The organism is Zoogloea sp. (assembly GCF_041911615.1).
Taxonomy (GTDB): Bacteria; Pseudomonadota; Gammaproteobacteria; order Burkholderiales; family Rhodocyclaceae; genus Zoogloea.
In genome coordinates, this window is record NZ_JAYROR010000120.1 from 24,776 (window position 1) to 40,711 (window position 15,936).

The 15,936-nt window shown below is 68.6% G+C and carries 16 protein-coding genes; 8 read left to right on the plus strand and 8 right to left on the minus strand.

The genetic code is table 11. From position 1 onward, the window contains the following. Position 1: 1 nt before the first annotated feature. From ACE3P2_RS15530 to bamE, 7 genes are all read right to left on the minus strand, one after another. Positions 2 to 2,077: an ATP-binding protein gene (locus ACE3P2_RS15530; RefSeq protein ID WP_374266067.1), complete on the minus strand. Its 2,076-nt coding sequence runs from the start codon at positions 2,075 to 2,077 to the stop codon at positions 2 to 4. Next, positions 2,074 to 2,538 carry a hydrogenase maturation protease gene (locus tag ACE3P2_RS15535; protein WP_374266069.1) on the minus strand — a complete coding sequence of 155 codons (465 nt, stop codon included), beginning with the start codon at positions 2,536 to 2,538 and terminating at the stop codon, positions 2,074 to 2,076. Before ACE3P2_RS15535 ends, ACE3P2_RS15530 begins: the two co-directional genes overlap by 4 nt. Continuing rightward, positions 2,528 to 4,063, minus strand: a complete 1,536-nt coding sequence (locus ACE3P2_RS15540; protein ID WP_374266071.1) for a nickel-dependent hydrogenase large subunit — start codon at positions 4,061 to 4,063, stop codon at positions 2,528 to 2,530. Before ACE3P2_RS15540 ends, ACE3P2_RS15535 begins: the two co-directional genes overlap by 11 nt. An 8-nt stretch (positions 4,064 to 4,071) precedes the next feature. After that, entirely contained in the window at positions 4,072 to 5,013 is a 942-nt protein-coding gene (locus ACE3P2_RS15545) for an NADH:ubiquinone oxidoreductase (protein WP_374266073.1), read from the minus strand. A gap of 150 nt (positions 5,014 to 5,163) precedes the next feature. Further along, positions 5,164 to 5,532, minus strand: coding sequence for a DUF779 domain-containing protein (locus ACE3P2_RS15550; protein WP_374266075.1), 369 nt, complete (start codon positions 5,530 to 5,532; stop codon positions 5,164 to 5,166). A 135-nt stretch (positions 5,533 to 5,667) separates the two neighbouring features. Then, a complete protein-coding gene (gene adh / locus ACE3P2_RS15555) occupies positions 5,668 to 7,188 on the minus strand; it encodes an aldehyde dehydrogenase (RefSeq protein WP_374266077.1) in 1,521 nt (506 codons plus the stop codon). A 234-nt stretch (positions 7,189 to 7,422) separates the two neighbouring features. Continuing rightward, complete coding sequence (gene bamE, locus ACE3P2_RS15560; protein WP_374266079.1) at positions 7,423 to 7,908, minus strand: outer membrane protein assembly factor BamE; 486 nt, start codon at positions 7,906 to 7,908, stop codon at positions 7,423 to 7,425. 147 nt (positions 7,909 to 8,055) lie between these two features. Between bamE and ACE3P2_RS15565 the strand changes: the two genes are divergently transcribed. The 8 genes from ACE3P2_RS15565 (at position 8,056) to ACE3P2_RS15600 (ending at position 15,228) form a co-directional block, all read left to right on the plus strand. Continuing rightward, on the plus strand, positions 8,056 to 9,138 hold the full coding sequence (locus tag ACE3P2_RS15565) for a branched-chain amino acid ABC transporter substrate-binding protein (RefSeq protein ID WP_374266081.1): 1,083 nt from the start codon (positions 8,056 to 8,058) through the stop codon (positions 9,136 to 9,138). A 92-nt stretch (positions 9,139 to 9,230) separates the two neighbouring features. Then, positions 9,231 to 10,343 carry a branched-chain amino acid ABC transporter substrate-binding protein gene (locus ACE3P2_RS15570; RefSeq protein ID WP_374266083.1) on the plus strand — a complete coding sequence of 371 codons (1,113 nt, stop codon included), beginning with the start codon at positions 9,231 to 9,233 and terminating at the stop codon, positions 10,341 to 10,343. Positions 10,344 to 10,499: 156 nt separating this feature from the next. Further along, positions 10,500 to 11,432, plus strand: coding sequence for a branched-chain amino acid ABC transporter permease (locus ACE3P2_RS15575; protein ID WP_374266085.1), 933 nt, complete (start codon positions 10,500 to 10,502; stop codon positions 11,430 to 11,432). A gap of 19 nt (positions 11,433 to 11,451) precedes the next feature. Continuing rightward, positions 11,452 to 12,552, plus strand: a complete 1,101-nt coding sequence (locus ACE3P2_RS15580) for an ABC transporter ATP-binding protein (protein ID WP_374266086.1) — start codon at positions 11,452 to 11,454, stop codon at positions 12,550 to 12,552. Next, positions 12,549 to 13,337, plus strand: coding sequence for an ABC transporter ATP-binding protein (locus ACE3P2_RS15585; protein ID WP_374266088.1), 789 nt, complete (start codon positions 12,549 to 12,551; stop codon positions 13,335 to 13,337). The genes ACE3P2_RS15580 and ACE3P2_RS15585 overlap by 4 nt, the downstream gene beginning before the upstream one ends. Continuing rightward, positions 13,334 to 14,053, plus strand: coding sequence for an ABC transporter ATP-binding protein (locus tag ACE3P2_RS15590; RefSeq protein ID WP_374266090.1), 720 nt, complete (start codon positions 13,334 to 13,336; stop codon positions 14,051 to 14,053). The genes ACE3P2_RS15585 and ACE3P2_RS15590 overlap by 4 nt, the downstream gene beginning before the upstream one ends. Positions 14,054 to 14,242: 189 nt before the next feature. Further along, positions 14,243 to 14,638: a hypothetical protein gene (locus ACE3P2_RS15595; protein ID WP_374266092.1), complete on the plus strand. Its 396-nt coding sequence runs from the start codon at positions 14,243 to 14,245 to the stop codon at positions 14,636 to 14,638. 29 nt (positions 14,639 to 14,667) lie between these two features. After that, positions 14,668 to 15,228 (plus strand): putative metalloprotease CJM1_0395 family protein, encoded by a 561-nt coding sequence (locus tag ACE3P2_RS15600; RefSeq protein ID WP_374266094.1) that lies wholly within the window; start codon positions 14,668 to 14,670, stop codon positions 15,226 to 15,228. Here the strand turns inward: ACE3P2_RS15600 and ACE3P2_RS15605 are convergent. After that, a complete protein-coding gene (locus ACE3P2_RS15605; protein WP_374266097.1) occupies positions 15,219 to 15,929 on the minus strand; it encodes a hypothetical protein in 711 nt (236 codons plus the stop codon). The two genes, ACE3P2_RS15600 and ACE3P2_RS15605, sit on opposite strands and share 10 nt — an antisense overlap. Positions 15,930 to 15,936 lie beyond the last annotated feature (7 nt).

Here is a 15,936-nt window from a genome sequence, read left to right on the forward strand (position 1 = left end):
CTCAGCCGAGGCTGCGCGGCACCCGGACCTCGAATTCGGCGCCGCCGTCGGGGTGGTTGCGGGCGGTGATGGTGCCCCGGTGGCCGGCGACGATTTCCTGGACGATCGCCAGACCGAGGCCGGTGCCGCCGGCCCCGGTCTTGGTGGCGCTGCTCTGCACGAACTTGTCGAAGATGTGGTGCTCCTCGCCGGTCGGGATGCCGACGCCCTGGTCGCGCACCAGCAGGGCCAGCGCCTCGTGCTTGCCGACCATCGCGTCGCGATAGGTCACGGTGATGGTGCCGCCGTCGGGCGAGAACTTGATGGCGTTGGCGAGCAGGTTCTGGAAGGCGTGGTGGAACTGCTGGATGTCCAGCGCGGCGACGGTGCTGGTGGTGTGGGTCTCGATGACCAGGTGGAGCTTCTGCTGGGCGATCAGCGCGGCGAGGTCGCCCTGGACGCGGCCGACCACCACCGCCATGTCGGCCGGGCTGAGGTTGAAGTTGACCCGCCGGGCTTCGAGCTTGGCGAGGTCGAGCAGGTCGTTCACCAGGTCGGCGAGGCGGCTGCCGCTCTGGTGGATGCGCGCGAAGTAATTGACGATCTTTTCGTTGGGCACCTGGCCGCTGCGGGTTTCGCCGAGCCGCGCGTAGGACAGGATGCCGTGCAGCGGGGTGCGGAACTCGTGGGACATGTTGGCGAGGAATTCGCTCTTGAGCTGGTTGGCCCGCTCGGCGCTTTCCTTGGCGCGTACCAGATCGGCGGTCTGGGCGGCGACGAGTTCGGAGAGGTGGTCGCGGTGGCGCAGCAGCTCGGCCTCGATCTGCTTGCGGGCCGAGATGTCCTTGGAGGTGCCGCGGTAGCCGAGGAATTCGCCGTCGGCGCCGAACACCGGCCGGCCCGCGAGACTGAGCCACGAGAGGCCCAGATTGCCGGTGCGCACGCAGTATTCGAAGTCGCGGAACTCCTCGCGGCGGGCGATGGCGGCGTGGTAGCGCGCCCATTTTTCGGTGTCGGCGAGGTCTTCCTCGAGGGCGAAGTCCTCACGCCGCCGGCCCTGCACCACGTCGATCATCTCGCCGCCGCGGGGGCCGCGGCCGAGGTAGGCGGTGAAGCGCATGTCGGCGTCGGTCTCCCAGTACCAGTCGGACGATACCGCCGAGTAGTCGCGGAAGCGCTGCTCGCTTTCCTTGAGGGCTTGTTCGCGGTCGCGCAGGGTGGTGATGTCGGAGCCGACGATCACGACGCCTTCGAGCTTGCCGCTGCGCTCGTACAGCGGTGCGGCGCGCAGCATGAAATGGCGCGTGGCCCCGCCCGGCAGATGGCTGGTGAGGCAGGTTTCCATCTCGACGCTGCCGCGCTGCAGGATGGTGCGGAACAGTACCGAGCCGGCCGGGACGCTCGGCGCGGCGGCCTGCAGCGGGGCCAGGGTCTCGGCGGCGAGGAGGGCGTCGGGCGAGGTGCCGATCAGCGTCGCCGGATCGATGCCGAGGCGGCGCCGCAGGGCGGCGTTGGCGCGGCTGATGGCGCCGAAGCGGTCGACTACCAGCAGCAGGCTGTCCATCGTGTCCATCACGTTGGTGACGAAGGCGCTCAGCCGCGCCTGTTCGGCGCTGTGCTGTTCGAGCAGGCGCGACTTGGCGCTGATCTCGTCCACCATCGCGTCCATCATGCCGGTGACGACGGTGATCTGCTGTTCGAGGGTGGTGTTGGCCTCGCGCAGGGCTTCGACCTCGGCGCGCAGGCGCTGGAGTTCGCCCCGGACGGTGCTTTCGCTGCTCGCCTGCGGTTCGGCCAGGACGACGCAGAAGTCGTCGCCCACCTGACGTACCGGCAGGCTGGCCTGTTCGTCGGCGGTGGCGATCTGCAGGCCGTGGGCGGGGCAGATCAGGTTGCCGTTGGCGTCCTCGGGGCTGTGGTCGAGGCGGTGGCCTTCGTGGGGGCAGGCGGAGGGCACGGCGACCCAGCCGCCGTCGCGGGGCACCACGAGGATGTGCAGCGGTTCGTTCTGGCCGGGCAGGGTGACGGTGCCGCACATGCGCGGGCTGCCGACCACCTGGCGCAGTTTGTGGATGGGGAGGATCAGCGGCGCGTTCACGCCCAGCGCTCCCGGATGCGGGCGGCGGCCTGCTCGACGGCGGCAGCGACGGGGGCCGACAGGCCCGGCGAGAAGGCGGCGAGGTGCGCGATTTCGGCGCCGACGAGGCGGATTGGCGGTACGCGTTCGAGGGCGGCGGGCAGGAGCCGCAGCAGGCTGCCGACTCCGGCGCCGTGGAAGCCGCTGTCCACCTCGTCGGCGGCGCCGGCGGCGATGGCGGTGGCGTCGAGTTCATGCAGCGAGCCGGGCGGGCCGAAGCCGCGTACGGCGTCGACGACGATGGCCGCGCGGCAGCCGTCGAAGCAGCCGATGGCGGCGAGTCCGGCCAGGTCGGCGCGCATCAGGCGCACGTCGGCCGGCAGCGCCGTGGCGGCGAGGCGGGCGTGCACCGCCGGGCCGAAGCCGTCGTCGCCGTGCAGTTCGTTGCCGAAGCAGACGATGTGAAGGGGCTCAGACGCCATAGCGGTGCCGTTTGCCGCTGCCCACGAAATGGACGGTGCACACCAGGCAGGGGTCGTGGGAGCGGACGATGTGGCCGATCTCGACGGGGTCGGACGGGTCGGCGAGTTCGAGGCCGATGACGCTCTGCTCCCAGTGCCCGTGCTGGCCGGCGCTGTCCTTCGGCGAGGCGTTCCAGGCGGTGGGGGTGACGATCTGGTAGCGGCTGATGCGCCCGTCCTCGACCTGCAGCCAGTGGCCGAGGGTGCCGCGGGCGGCCTGCACGAAGCCGTAGCCCTCGCCGTGGCTGAAGGCGTCGGCGGGAGGCGGGAGGTAGTGGGGCGTGTCGAGCTGGCGGGCCAGTTCGGTCAGATGGTGCTTCATCCAGTACAGCGTGTGGCCGGTGCGGCGCAGGCGCGCGAACTGCCGCAGCCAGGCGTTGGGGCCTTCGCGGCCGAGCAGGTCGGCGAGCAGGCGGTCGCCGCTGGTGAGCAGCTCGGCCAGCGGGCCGGTCTCGACCACCTTGTCGCCGTAGCGCGGGGCCTTGGCCCAGGTGTAGCGGTCGGTGTCGGGCTGATAGTCGGGCACCGTCTCGCCGATGAAGGGGTGGCGGCCGCCGGGGTAGGGGCGGTACCAGGCGTGGCGGACGTGTTCGTTGACCTGAAACTGGTCGAAGGGGTCGAGGCGGCCGTCGTCGGCGCTGTAGAGGCCGCCGGCGAGCAGCGTGGCGGGGGCGTCGTAGGGCGGCTGCCAGCGCGCCGGGTCGTGCCAGGCGCCGGCGGACAGGAAGTGGCGGGCGCCGCCGCCGATGGTGTGGAGGCCAATGGCGCGGGCGAAGCGGGTCAGCAGGCCGATGGCGCTGGTGGCGTGGGGGGCGGCGTCGAGCCAGGTGAAGAAAGCGTCGGCGCCGTCGAGGGCGAGCCAGTTGTCGAGGCTGTCGCCGATGGCTTCGCGCTCGTACCAGTCGATGGCCTGGTCGACGAGGTCGTTGCAGTCGATGAGGTCGCGTGCGGTGGCGCCGCGGGTGATGCCGCCGGGCAGCATGTACGAGGAATGGGGCCACTGCCCGCCGAAGATCGCCACCAGCTCGACGATCTTGCGCGAGGTGGCAAGCGTGGAGCGCACCACCCGCCCCTTGAGCGGCGCGAAGGCGGCTTCGGCCTCGGCGTACAGCGGCTGGGCGGCGTAGCGGGGGTTGAGGAAGTCGGGCGTGAAGAACAGGAAGCTCTGGCGCAGGTCGCTCTGGACGTTCTCGGCCATCAGGCACAGGTTGCGCACCAGGGTGGCCTGGGGCGGCACCGGCAGCCGGGCGAGCCGTTCGAGGGCCAGCGCGGCGGTGTAGAGGTGGGCGGTGCCGCAGATGCCGCAGACCCGCGGCGTGATGACGAGGCCGTCCTTGGGGGCGCGGTCGATCAGCAACTGCTCGAAACCGCGGAACAGGGTGCCGACGCAGCGGGCGTCGACCACGCGGTTGCCGTCCAGGTCCACCTGGAATTCGAGATCGCCTTCGACGCGGTTGAGGTCGATGTTGAGGGTGGTACGGGCCATGGCGGGGCTCAGGGTTCCATGTCGCGGTTCTTGATGCGCAGGGGCGCCGCGGCGTGGGCGAGGTTCTTGTAGGCGATGTAGTGGGCGCGGGAGACGCCCAGCGGCAGCGCAATGGGCACGGCGCCGATCTTTTCGGTGCGGAACAGGTCTCCGTCCCGCGGGAAGCCCGGCGAGGTGCAGCCGAAGCAGGGCACGCCGACGCGGGGCTTGCTGCTGCGCCGGTTCCACAGCTCGCTGTTGCAGTTGGCGAGGGTGTTGGGGCCCTGGCAGCCGAGGTTGAAGAACAGGCAGCCGCGGCCGCCGAAGTTGACCTCCTCGAGGTCGTACTCGTGGTACTCGTTGCGCGTGCAGCCCTGGTGGACGGTGCTGCCGTAGAAGGCGCGCGGGCGGTTCAGGAAGTCGAGTTCGAGGGGCAGGCCCTGGGCGATCATCGCCAGGCTGCGGGTGATGGTGGTCGGGTGGGTCGGGCAGCCGGCGAGGTTGATGACCGGCAGGCCGGCGCCGGAGCGCCAGTCGGGCGGCAGCAGGCCGCCGGGCGTTTCGCGGTCGAACTGCATGCCGGTGCAGTCGGTGGGGTTGGGCGGCGCGGCGGGAATGCCGCCGAAGGCCGCGCAGGTGCCCACCGCCACCACGTAACGGGCGCGCCGGGCCAGCGCCTCGGCGATCTGCAGCTTGGGGCGGCCGCGGTAGCTGTCGAACATGCCGGTGCCGTGGGGGCCGGTGATGAGGCTGCCCTCGACGCACAGGATGTCGAGGGGCTGGGTGCCGGCCTCGACGGCCGCGATCAGCGCACCGAGCGCGCCGGCGGGTTCGGCGGTGAGCGACGGGTGCCACAGGATGTCGAGGGTGCCGGCGCGGACCAGGCTCTCGACGGAAGGGCTGTCGGCGGTGAGCAACGACATGGTGTCGCCGCTGCAGGCACCGGTTTGAAGCCAGAGCAGGGTTGCCATCGTGACACTCCACCGGAACGTAGGGGTTGCACTCGGAAGTGAGCCGGCGGACGCGAACCCGGGCAGGCTCGACCGCTTCCCGGGGTTTACGTCAGTCGCGTCGGCAGGCTTTAGGCCTGTCTATACCAAAGGATATAGGTCAACCGTGTGTCAGATGCCCGAAATGGGTTCCAGTTCCGCGATCTCGGCATCGGAGAGCAGGCGCGACCGGGTGAAGAAGGCGCGCCCCTTGCCGCAGTCGAGGGAAAAGTCGCCGCCGCCGCCGGGCTGCACGTCGAGGGTGAGCTGGCTGCTGCCGTAGTACTGGAACTCCTGGTGGCCGAGCCAGAACTCGGCGCCGCCGACCTGGCCGAGGCACAGCATGGTCTGGCCGGGCGTGACTTCGCCGACCTTGTAGCAATTGGGCACGCTGCCGTCGCAGCAGCCGCCCGAGAGCAGGAACATCAGCGGGCCGAATTCGGCACGCAGTTCGTCGATGAAGGCGAGGGCGGATTCGGTGGCGACGATGCGGGGGATCATGCTCAAGCTCCGGATAAAAAAGCGGGACGGGATCGCTCCCGCCCCGCAACACCTTGCCTTACAAGAGAACGACAGGCCGCCCCGGGGCCGGGGCGGCAGGCCGGCCGGACGCGCGCCAGGCCGGCCGGTACTGCATCAGAAGAAGCCCAGCTTGTTCGGGCTGTAGCTGACCAGCAGGTTCTTGGTCTGCTGGTAGTGGTCGAGCATGACCTTGTGGGTTTCACGGCCGATACCGGATTCCTTGTAGCCGCCGAAGGCCGCGTGAGCCGGGTAGGCGTGGTAGCAGTTGGTCCATACGCGGCCGGCCTTGATGTTGCGGCCCATGCGGAAGGCACGGCTGCCGTCACGGCTCCACACGCCGGCGCCGAGGCCATAGACGGTGTCGTTGGCGATGGCGAGGGCTTCGGCTTCGTCCTTGAAGGTGGTCACGGCCAGCACCGGCCCGAAGATCTCTTCCTGGAAGATGCGCATCTTGTTGTGGCCCTTGAACAGGGTCGGCTGGACGTAGTAGCCGCCAGCCAGTTCGCCGTCGAGGTGAGCCTGGTCGCCACCGACGAGCACCTGGGCGCCTTCGCCCTTGCCGATCTCGAGGTAGGCCTTGATCTTGGAGAGCTGGTCGGCGGAAGCCTGGGCACCGATCATGGTGTCGGTATCCAGCGGGCTGCCCTGCTTGATCAGCTTGACGCGGGCGACGGCGCGTTCGATGAACTTGTCGTAGATGGATTCCTGGATCAGGGCGCGGGACGGGCAGGTGCACACTTCGCCCTGGTTGAAGGCGAACAGCACCAGGCCTTCCACGGCCTTGTCGAAGAACTCGTCGTCAGCGGCGGCGATGTCTTCGAAGAACACGTTGGGGGACTTGCCGCCCAGTTCCAGGGTGGCGGGGATCAGGCTGGTGGCGGCGGCCTGGGCGATCACGCGGCCGGTGGCGGTGGAGCCGGTGAAGGCGATCTTGGCGATGCGCTTGCTGGTGGCCAGCGGCATGCCGGCTTCGCGGCCAAAACCGTTCACGATGTTCAGCACGCCCGGGGGCAGCAGGTCGGCGATCAGCTCGACCAGCACCAGGATGGAGATCGGGGTGGATTCGGCGGGCTTCAGCACGACCACGTTGCCGGCGCCGATGGCGGGGGCCAGCTTCCAGGCGGCCATCAGGATCGGGAAGTTCCAGGGGATGATCTGGCCGACGACGCCCAGGGGCTCATGGAAGTGGTAGGCGACGGTGTTCTCGTCGATCTCGGACAGGGAGCCTTCCTGCGAGCGCAGGCAGCCGGCGAAGTAGCGGAAGTGGTCGACGGCCAGCGGGATGTCGGCGTTCAGGGTTTCGCGGATCGGCTTGCCGTTGTCGACGGTCTCGGCGTAGGCCAGCTTTTCCAGGTTGGCTTCGAGGCGGTCGGCGATCTTGAGCAGCAGGTTGGCGCGCTCGGCGGCCGGGGTGCGGCCGAACTTGTCGGCGGCGGCGTGGGCGGCGTCGAGGGCCAGCTCGATGTCTTCGGCGGTGGAACGGGCAGCCTTGGTGTAGGGCTTGCCGGTGATCGGGGTGATGACGTCGAAGTACTCGCCCTTGACCGGGGCAACCCACTGGCCACCGATGAAGTTGTCGTACTTGGACTTGTATTGAACCTTGGCGTCGGCAGAGCCGGGAAGTGCGTACAGCATGTAAGTCTCCTCCTGAATTTGGGTCGAGAACGCCTGTCGCAGCGTTGAACTCTTTTCAGCAGGGTACGTGCCAGTCCGGAATCAGCTTCGTCTATTGGGTCAAAAGTCTTACTTATCAGCGGCTTGGGTTTTCGTCAAAAAATTGTGCGGCGCAGCGTCCAGGGTGCAAAAGTGTCTTGAAATGGAGCAGGTGCTCCAAATGCCATGTGCACGGTGGAGCACCTGCCCGCCGCGTCAGCTCCCCTTCGACTGGGTGGAGCGGCTGGTGCCCGTGACGACGCCCGCCTCGTCGAAGTGGACGTTGAAGAACACGTCGGCGCTGAATTCCGGCGGCAGCCGCCAGTCCCACACCTCTTCCTTCTTGAGGGCGAACTTCTGCACCGAGCGGGGCTTGCCGAGCAGGCGGCGCACCTGGTCGCGGGTCCAGCCGGGCTGCACGCGGGCGAAGTTCTGCGGGGTGAGCACGTTCTCGAAGCTGCGCAGCACGTTGTCGGGCCCAATGGTGGCCATGAAGCATTCGGTGCCTTCGGGCTGGCGGGTGTATTCCCAGGTCACGCTGCCGTCGTCGTTGCGCCATTCGATGCCGGGCTTGCCGAGCTTGTCGCGCACGTCGTAGCCGGTGGACTGGCCGGGTTTGAGGTCGTGGGTGGTCACCGCGTCGCAGGCGGCGAGGCCGAGCAGGGCCAGCACGCCGAGTAGCAATGAGCGCAGTTTACGCATCGGTGGGTCTCCTTGGGTCGAAATGGCGCCCAACCGGCCAAAATGGCCGGGCTTGGTTACAATCGCTCCATTCTGGCATGAACACCCTTTGTGGAGGATGGACAGGTGAAAGCTCGGGTAACGATTCGGTTCGTCGCTGCGGCGACCATGGCGGCCAGTTCGCTGGCGATGGCGGAGACGGTGGTCAAGATCGGCTTCGCCGGTCCGCTCACCGGGCCCATCGCCCACGTGGGCAAGGATGAGCAGTTTGGGGCCCAGCTGGCCCTCGACGACGCCAACGCCAAGGGCGTCACCCTGGGGGGGCAGAAAGTGCGCTTCGAGCTGATGGCCGAGGACGACCAGGCCGATCCGCGCACCGCCACCACCGTCGCCCAGCGGCTCGTCGATGCCGGTGTGAAGGGCGTGGTCGGGCACGTCACCTCCGGCGCGGCGATTCCCGCCTCGCGCATCTATGAGCAGGGCGGCATCCCGTCGATCACCCCGTCGTCCACCAGTCCCAAGCTGACCCGTCAGGGCTTCAAGACCACTTACCGCGTCATCGCCAACGATCTCCAGCAGGGGGCGGCGATGGCCGGTTTCGCCGTCGATGTGCTGAAGGCCCAGCGCATCGCGGTGATCGACGATCGCACCGCCTACGGCCAGGGCCTCGCCGACGCGCTGGTGGAAAGCCTCAAGGCGCGCGGGGTGAAACCCGTCGGCCGAGAGTTCACCAACGACAAGGCCACCGACTTTGCCGCCATCCTCACCAAGCTCAAGGCCGCCAAGCCCGATGCGCTTTTCTACGGCGGCATGGACGCCCAGGGCGCGCCGCTGCTCAAGCAGATGAAGCAGCTCGGCATCACCGCAAAATACCTGGGCGGCGACGGCGCCTGCACCGCCGAGATGATCAAGATCGCCGGCGCCGCGATGAGCTCCGACGTGTATTGCACCCAGGCCGGCATTCCGATGGACAAGATGCCCGCCGGCAAGGTCTTCAACGAGCGCTTCACGAAGCGCTTCAACGTGCCGGTCCAGCTCTACGCGCCCTACAGCTACGACGCGGCGACCGCGCTCATCGAGGCGATGAAGCTCGCCAACTCGGCCGAGCCGGCCAAGTTCCTGCCGCTGATGGGCAAGGTCAGCTTCAAGGGCGTGACCGGCAACATCGGGTTCGATGCCAACGGCGACTCCCGCGAGGGCGGCGTGGCGCTTTACCAGTTCAACAAGGGCAAGTGGGAAGTGCGCCCCTGAGGCGCCCACGGGCGCCGTGCGGCCAGATGGCCCTGAAGTTGCTTGATCGCAGTCAATTGCACTGAACCGCTCTCATCTGAGGAGAAAAACGCATGAAAATCACCCTTGTCGCTCTCGCCGTGCTCGGTCTTGGTGCATCCGCCGCGCAGGCCCAGGAAGTGGTCAAGATCGGTGCCGCCGCGCCGCTCACCGGCACCCAGTCGCACCTGGGCAAGGACATCGAGAACGGCGTGCGCCTCGCCGTGGAGGAATACAACGCCAAGGGCGTGACGCTCGGCGGCAAGAAGGTGAAGTTCGAGGTGATGGCCGAGGACGACGCCGCCGATCCGAAAACCGCCACCAACGTCGCCCAGCGCCTCGTGGACGCGGGCGTCAAGGGCGTGGTCGGCCACCTCAATTCGGGCGCCTCGATCCCCGCCTCGCGCATCTACAACGACGGTGGCGTGCCGCAGGTGTCGCCGGCCTCGACCAACCCCAAGCTCACCCAGCAGGGCTTCAAGGCCACTTTCCGCACCATCGCCAACGACGTGCAGCAGGGCCTCGGCATCGGCCGCTTCGCCGCCACCAGCCTGGGCAAGAAGGTCGCCGTCATCGACGATCGCACCGCCTACGGCCAGGGCCTCGCCGACGAGGTGGAGAAGGCCGTCAAGGCCAGCGGCGGCACCGTGGTGACGCGCGAATTCACGAGCGACAAGGCCACCGACTTCCTCGCCATCCTCACCCGCATCAAGGCCAAGAGCCCCGACGTGATCGTCTACAGCGGCATGGACACCCAGGGCGGCCCGATGCTCAAGCAGATCAAGCAACTGGGCATCGGCGCCAAGTTCATCACCGGCGACGGCGGCTGCACCGGCGAGATCATCAAGCTGGCGGGCGACGCGATCGGCCCCAACGCGTACTGCACCCAGCCCGGCCTGCCCCTCGAGAAGATGCCGGGCGGCAAGGATTTCAACGCCCGCTTCAAGAAGCGCTTCAATGCCGATGTGCAGATCTACGCGCCCTACGCCTACGACGCCGCCTCGGCGATCATCGAGGCGATGAAGGCCGCCAACTCGTCCGACCCCGCGAAGTACGCGCCGGCCATCGCCAAGGTCAACTTCCCCGGCGTGATCGGGACGGTCGCCTTCGACGCCCGGGGCGACATCAAAGATGGCGCGGTCACCGTCTACCAGTTCAAGGCCGGCAAGTGGGACGCCGTGCACTGAGCCACGCCTGAATCTGCCGGGCTGGCCGGACGCGTGGCGAGTGCCGCGGCTGTCCCGGTCGGCCGCGGCGGCGGCGTGCGCCGGCACCGGGCGCCTGGTCTCCCTCGAGGGCGGGCGCCGTGCCGGAGCCTTTCTCCCTTCTTCCGGGCTGCATCCATGGAAACCCTCCTCCAACAAACCGTGAACGGCCTCGTGGTCGGTAGCGTGTATGCGCTGATCGCCTTGGGCTACACGATGGTCTATGGCATTCTGGGCCTCATCAACTTCGCCCACGGCGACGTGCTGATGGTCGGCGCGCTGGTCGCCCTCGAGGCGATCCGCCTGCTCCAGACCCACTATCCCGAACTCGGCCTGGTGCCGACGCTGCTCGCCGGCCTCGGCGCGGCCGTGGTGGCGTGCATGATCCTCGGCTACACCATCGAGCGCACCGCCTACCGCCGCCTGCGCAATGCCCCGCGGCTGGCGCCGCTGATCACCGCCATCGGTGTCTCTTTCCTGCTCCAGACCATGGCGATGATCATCTGGGGCCGCAACTACCACACCTTTCCGCAGCTGGTTTCCACGACGCCCATCGAGCCGGTGGCCGGCGTGTTCATCACCCCGGTGCAGATCGTGATCCTCGCCGTATCGGCGGTGCTGATGATCGGCCTCGTGCTGCTGGTCAATAAAACCCGCCTCGGCCGTGCCATGCGCGCCACCGCCGAGAACCACCGCGTCGCCAGCCTGATGGGTGTCGATACCAACAAGATCATCGCCGCCACCTTCATCATCGGCTCGGCGCTGGCCGCGGTGGCGGGCGTGATGTACTCGTCCAACTACGGCATCGCCCACTACGCGATGGGCTTCATGCCCGGCCTCAAGGCCTTCACCGCGGCGGTGCTGGGCGGCATCGGCAACCTCGCCGGGGCGATGCTCGGCGGCATCGTGCTGGGGCTGGTCGAGTCCATCGGCGCCGGCTACATCGAGGACATGAGCTTTGGCTTCCTCAACTCGAGCTACCAGGACATCTTCGCCTTCATCATCCTCGGCATCGTGCTGATCTTCCGGCCCACCGGCCTGCTCGGCGAGCGTGTCGCCGACCGCGCCTGACCGAGGACAACTCCGAACCATGAACGAACTCGCCCTCGCCATTCCCTGGCTCGGCAAGCGCAACCCGGCGGCGGCCCGCTGGGTGGTGCTCGCCATCGCCTTCGGCGCCCCCTTCTTCGCCATGCTGTTCGGCAAGACCTGGGTGCGCATCCTCGACTTCGCCATGCTCTACGTGATGCTGGCGATCGGCCTCAACCTGGTGGTGGGCTTCGCCGGCCTGCTCGACCTGGGCTACATCGCGTTCTACGCGGTGGGTGCCTACACCTTCGCCTTCCTGGCCTCGCCGCACTTCGAGCTCCACCTGCCGTTCTGGCTGGTGCTGCCGCTGGGGGCGGGCTTTGCCGCGCTGGCCGGGATCATCCTGGGCCTGCCCACGCTGCGCCTGCGGGGCGACTACCTCGCCATCGTCACGCTGGGCTTCGGCGAGATCGTGCGGATCTTCATGAACAACCTGAACCACCCGGTCAACATCACCAACGGGCCCCAGGGCATCAACATGATCGACCCGCTGGTGCTGTTCGGCTGGGACATCTCCAAGCCGCTGAAGATCGGCGACGAGATCACGGTCAATTCCCTGCTGCTGTACTACTACGTGTTCCTCGCCTTCGTGGCGCTGTCGGTGCTGCTGGTGCAGCGCCTGCAGGTGTCGCGGGTCGGTCGGGCGTGGGCGGCGATCCGCGACGACGAGCTGGCCGCCAAGGCGATCGGCATCAACACCCGCAACATGAAGCTGCTGGCCTTCTCGCTCGGTGCCACCTTCGGCGGCGTGTCGGGCGGGCTGTTCGCGGCCTTCCAGGGCTTCGTGTCGCCGGAGAGCTTCTCGCTGATGGAATCCATCGCCGTGCTCACCATGATCGTCTTCGGCGGCATGGGCAACCTGGCCGGCGTGATCGTCGGCGCCATCGCCCTCACCGCGCTGCCCGAGGTGCTGCGATACGTGGCGGTGCCGGTGCAGCAGACGCTGTTCGACAAGGTCATTCTCGACCCCGAGGTGCTGCGGATGCTGCTGCTGTCCCTGGCGATGATCTTCATGATGCTGCTGCGCCCGGCCGGGCTGATCCCCGCCCACAGCCGCTATTCGAAGCCGGAGCTCGTGGTGGGCAAGGAGGGCAAGGCGTGATCACCCTCCTCGAGGCAAAGAACATCACCAAGCGCTTCGGCGGCCTCACCGCCCTGTCCGACGTGTCGCTGACCATCCGCAAGGGCGAGGTCTATGGCCTGATCGGCCCCAACGGCGCCGGCAAGACCACCTTCTTCAACGTACTCACCGGCGCCTACGTGCCCGAAGAGGGCGAGCTGGTCTTCAACGGCACCGAGCTGCCCACCGGCAAGCCGCACCTGGTGGTGGCGGCCGGCATCGCCCGCACCTTCCAGAACATCCGCCTGTTCCGCGAGATGACCGCGCTCGAAAACGTGATGGCCGGCCACCACATCCGCTCCCGCGCCAACCCCTTCTCGATCCTGCTGCAGACGCGCCAGGCGAAGGAAGAGGAACACCTCATCACCGAACGCGCCTTCGAGCTGCTCCGCTACGTGGGCATCGAGCGCTTCGCCGACACGGTGTCGAAGAACCTCTCCTACGGCGACCAGCGCCGCCTCGAGATCGCCCGCGCGCTGGCCACCGAGCCGCAGCTGCTGGCCCTCGACGAGCCCGCCGCCGGCATGAACGCCACCGAAACCGCCAAGCTCCGCGAGCTCGTCCAGACCATTCGCCACGACGGCGTGACGGTGCTGCTGATCGAGCACGACGTGAAGCTGGTGATGGGCCTGTGCGACCGCCTCGCCGTGCTCGACTTCGGCCGCAAGATCGCCGAGGACGTGCCGGCCGAGGTCCAGAAGAACGACGCCGTGATCGCCGCCTACCTGGGCGGCCACGGCACCGCCAAGGCGGAGGCGAAGGCATGAGTACCCCGATCCTGCAACTGCGCGACGTGAAGATCGCCTACGGCGCCATCGAGGCGGTCAAGGGCATCAGCCTCGAACTCGCCGCCGGCGAGCTTGTCTCGCTGATCGGCGCCAACGGCGCCGGCAAGACGACCACCCTCAACGCCATCGCCGGCACCCTGCCCGTCGCCGGTGGCGAACTGCGCTACGACGGTCGCCGCATCGAGAAGCTGCCGGCCCACAAGCGCCTGCGCCAGGGGCTCGCGCTGGTGCCCGAAGGCCGCGGCATCTTCACCCGCCTCACCGTCGAGGAAAACCTGCGCATGGGCGCCTACTGCCGGCGCGACGACGAGGCCATCGAGGCTGACATGGAGCGCGTGTTCACCATGCTGCCGAGGGTCAAGGAGCGCCTCCAGCAGGTGGCGGGCACGCTGTCCGGCGGCGAGCAGCAGATGGTCGCCATCGGCCGGGCGCTGCTGTCGCGGCCCAAGCTGCTGCTCCTCGACGAACCCTCGATGGGGCTCGCGCCGCTGGTGGTCGAGAAGATCTTCGAGGTGATCCGTTCGGTGGCCGCCGAGGGTGTGACCATCCTGCTCGTCGAGCAGAACGCCAATCTGGCGCTGGAGTTCTCCCAGCGCGCCTACGTGATGGAATCGGGCCGCATCACCCTCACCGGCAGTGGCGAAACCCTGCTGGCCGATCCGAAGGTGCGCGCCGCCTACCTGGGCGAGGTCTGATCCGCGCCATCCGGTGCGCTGTTGTCGGATTTCTTTACACCAAACCCCATTGTGGGTAATCCGGTGGGGCTGAATGCCGTGCTGTGTGCGGTTTGTCACAGTCTGGCGCGCTAGTTGCTAGTGTTGGTTCCGACGCCTTCGGCATTCATGTCGAAGGCCTAGAACAATAACGACACCCGCAACGCCAACATGCCCGTCGCCCTCAAAACCGGCCCAAACCGCCTTGTTCCCACCGCCCTTGCCGCCCTGTGCGCCGCCGTGCTGGCCGTGCTGCCGGTGCAGGCGGAAACCCTCTCCGCGGCCGATGTCGTCGCGCGGGTGAGCACCGTCGGTGCCACAGGGTTCAGCGTGGGGCCGGTGGCCGGCGTCAATGTGGTGCTGGGGCTCGATGCGGGCGAAACGCCGTTTGTCGGCGGCGGCGTGCCGGTAGCGGCCAGCGCCGAAGTCAGCGAACCGGCGCTGGGCATGCTGGTGGCCCTCGGGCTGGGGCTGCTGGCCTTGTCGCGGCGGCGCCTGGGGCGCACGGGCAAGCCGGCTCCGCTGATCGAAAAGCTGACGAAAGGCCTTTTCCGGTCTAGGCTTTAACCAGTTCCCCGCGCGGTTTCCTCTTGATCATGTCGCTTCTGTCGGTCGGCGCGGTGCCGGCCCGTTCCTCTTCGGGTGCAAGCCTGTCGGCGGCAGCCGCGTCGCGCGGCGCCACTGCGCCGATGTCGGACGCCGAGCAGCGGACGGTGGATCAGCTCAAGGCGCGCGATCGCGTCGTGCGTGCCCACGAGATGGCGCACATGGCGGCCGGCGCCGGGCTCATCACGCACGGCGCCAGCTTCACTTACCAGACCGGTCCCGACGGCAGGCGTTATGCCGTCGGCGGCGAAGTGGGCATCGACGTCTCGCCGGGCCGCAATCCCGCCGAAACCCTGGCCAAAGCCGAGCGCATCCGTGCCGCCGCGCTGGCGCCGGCCGAGCCGTCGGGCCAGGATCGCCAGGTGGCCAGTGAGGCCGATCGCATGGCCGTCGAGGCGCGCATGGCGATCGGCGCAGGCGAGGGCGATGGCGCGACGGCCGGCGATGCCGGCGCGTCCCAAGCCACCCCCGCGCAGGATCTGGGCCTCCGCTATGCCGCGGCGGCGGGCGGTACCGCGCCCCGCGGCAACCGCATCGATACCTACGCCTGAGCCGCGCCGGCGGTGTGGGCGCACCACTCCACGAGATGCCAGCGTCGCGGCGCGATCGGCCACAGCGCGTAGGCGTGGGGCCGATTGCCGTCGAGGTGGAAGGTGCCGTGATCGACCACCGTCAGTTCGCCGCCGGCCCAGAAGCGCGCCAGGGTTGCGTCCAGCGGTTCGGCGGTCGTGGGCGCACAGGCGGCAGTGCGCGCGGGCGGGGTGGTGGTGGAGATCACGTCGTGGTAGCTGGCCCAGGCGTGGTCGGCGAGGTGCCGGGCGAGGAGCGTCGCCCAGTCCGCGCAGGGGGCGCTGCACTGGCCCAGCACGTTGGAAAACAGGACCGCCGTATCGGGGAAGCGTGCCGCCAGCCGGGCCAGACCGTCGGGCGTCGCCAGGGCGTCGAGCCGGTCGAAGTGCAGCGCCACCGCGTCCGGCCGGCGGCTTAGCAGCCAGCGGGCGAGCGGGTCGGGCTCGAGCGCGGTGACCGTCTCGAAGCGCGCGAGAAAACCCGCCGGCAGCGCGTAGCCGGCGTTGGGGCCGACGATCAGCAAGTGGCGTCGCGTGGGCTGCCAGCCGTCCAGCCAGTCCGCGACGCAGGCGTGAAAGCCGGCCCACCGCCGGCGATGGCGCGCGGCGCGCAGGTGGTAAATCAGCCCGCCGCTCGGGTCGAGCAACTGGTCGCGAAGCGTGGGGGCGAGCGGTGGTGGCATGGCCTGC

Bases quoted from the DNA above. Each gene is read 5' to 3' on its own strand.
- adh (WP_374266077.1), bottom strand. From the start codon at position 7,188: ATGCTGTACGCACTTCCCGGCTCTGCCGACGCCAAGGTTCAATACAAG.
- ACE3P2_RS15570 (WP_374266083.1), top strand. From the start codon at position 9,231: ATGAAAATCACCCTTGTCGCTCTCGCCGTGCTCGGTCTTGGTGCATCC.
- ACE3P2_RS15550 (WP_374266075.1), bottom strand. From the start codon at position 5,532: ATGATCCCCCGCATCGTCGCCACCGAATCCGCCCTCGCCTTCATCGAC.
- bamE (WP_374266079.1), bottom strand. From the start codon at position 7,908: ATGCGTAAACTGCGCTCATTGCTACTCGGCGTGCTGGCCCTGCTCGGC.
- ACE3P2_RS15545 (WP_374266073.1), bottom strand. From the start codon at position 5,013: ATGGCAACCCTGCTCTGGCTTCAAACCGGTGCCTGCAGCGGCGACACC.
- ACE3P2_RS15600 (WP_374266094.1), top strand. From the start codon at position 14,668: ATGTCGCTTCTGTCGGTCGGCGCGGTGCCGGCCCGTTCCTCTTCGGGT.
- ACE3P2_RS15540 (WP_374266071.1), bottom strand. From the start codon at position 4,063: ATGGCCCGTACCACCCTCAACATCGACCTCAACCGCGTCGAAGGCGAT.
- ACE3P2_RS15595 (WP_374266092.1), top strand. From the start codon at position 14,243: ATGCCCGTCGCCCTCAAAACCGGCCCAAACCGCCTTGTTCCCACCGCC.
- ACE3P2_RS15590 (WP_374266090.1), top strand. From the start codon at position 13,334: ATGAGTACCCCGATCCTGCAACTGCGCGACGTGAAGATCGCCTACGGC.
- ACE3P2_RS15580 (WP_374266086.1), top strand. From the start codon at position 11,452: ATGAACGAACTCGCCCTCGCCATTCCCTGGCTCGGCAAGCGCAACCCG.
- ACE3P2_RS15535 (WP_374266069.1), bottom strand. From the start codon at position 2,538: ATGGCGTCTGAGCCCCTTCACATCGTCTGCTTCGGCAACGAACTGCAC.
- ACE3P2_RS15575 (WP_374266085.1), top strand. From the start codon at position 10,500: ATGGAAACCCTCCTCCAACAAACCGTGAACGGCCTCGTGGTCGGTAGC.
- ACE3P2_RS15565 (WP_374266081.1), top strand. From the start codon at position 8,056: ATGGCGGCCAGTTCGCTGGCGATGGCGGAGACGGTGGTCAAGATCGGC.
- ACE3P2_RS15605 (WP_374266097.1), bottom strand. From the start codon at position 15,929: ATGCCACCACCGCTCGCCCCCACGCTTCGCGACCAGTTGCTCGACCCG.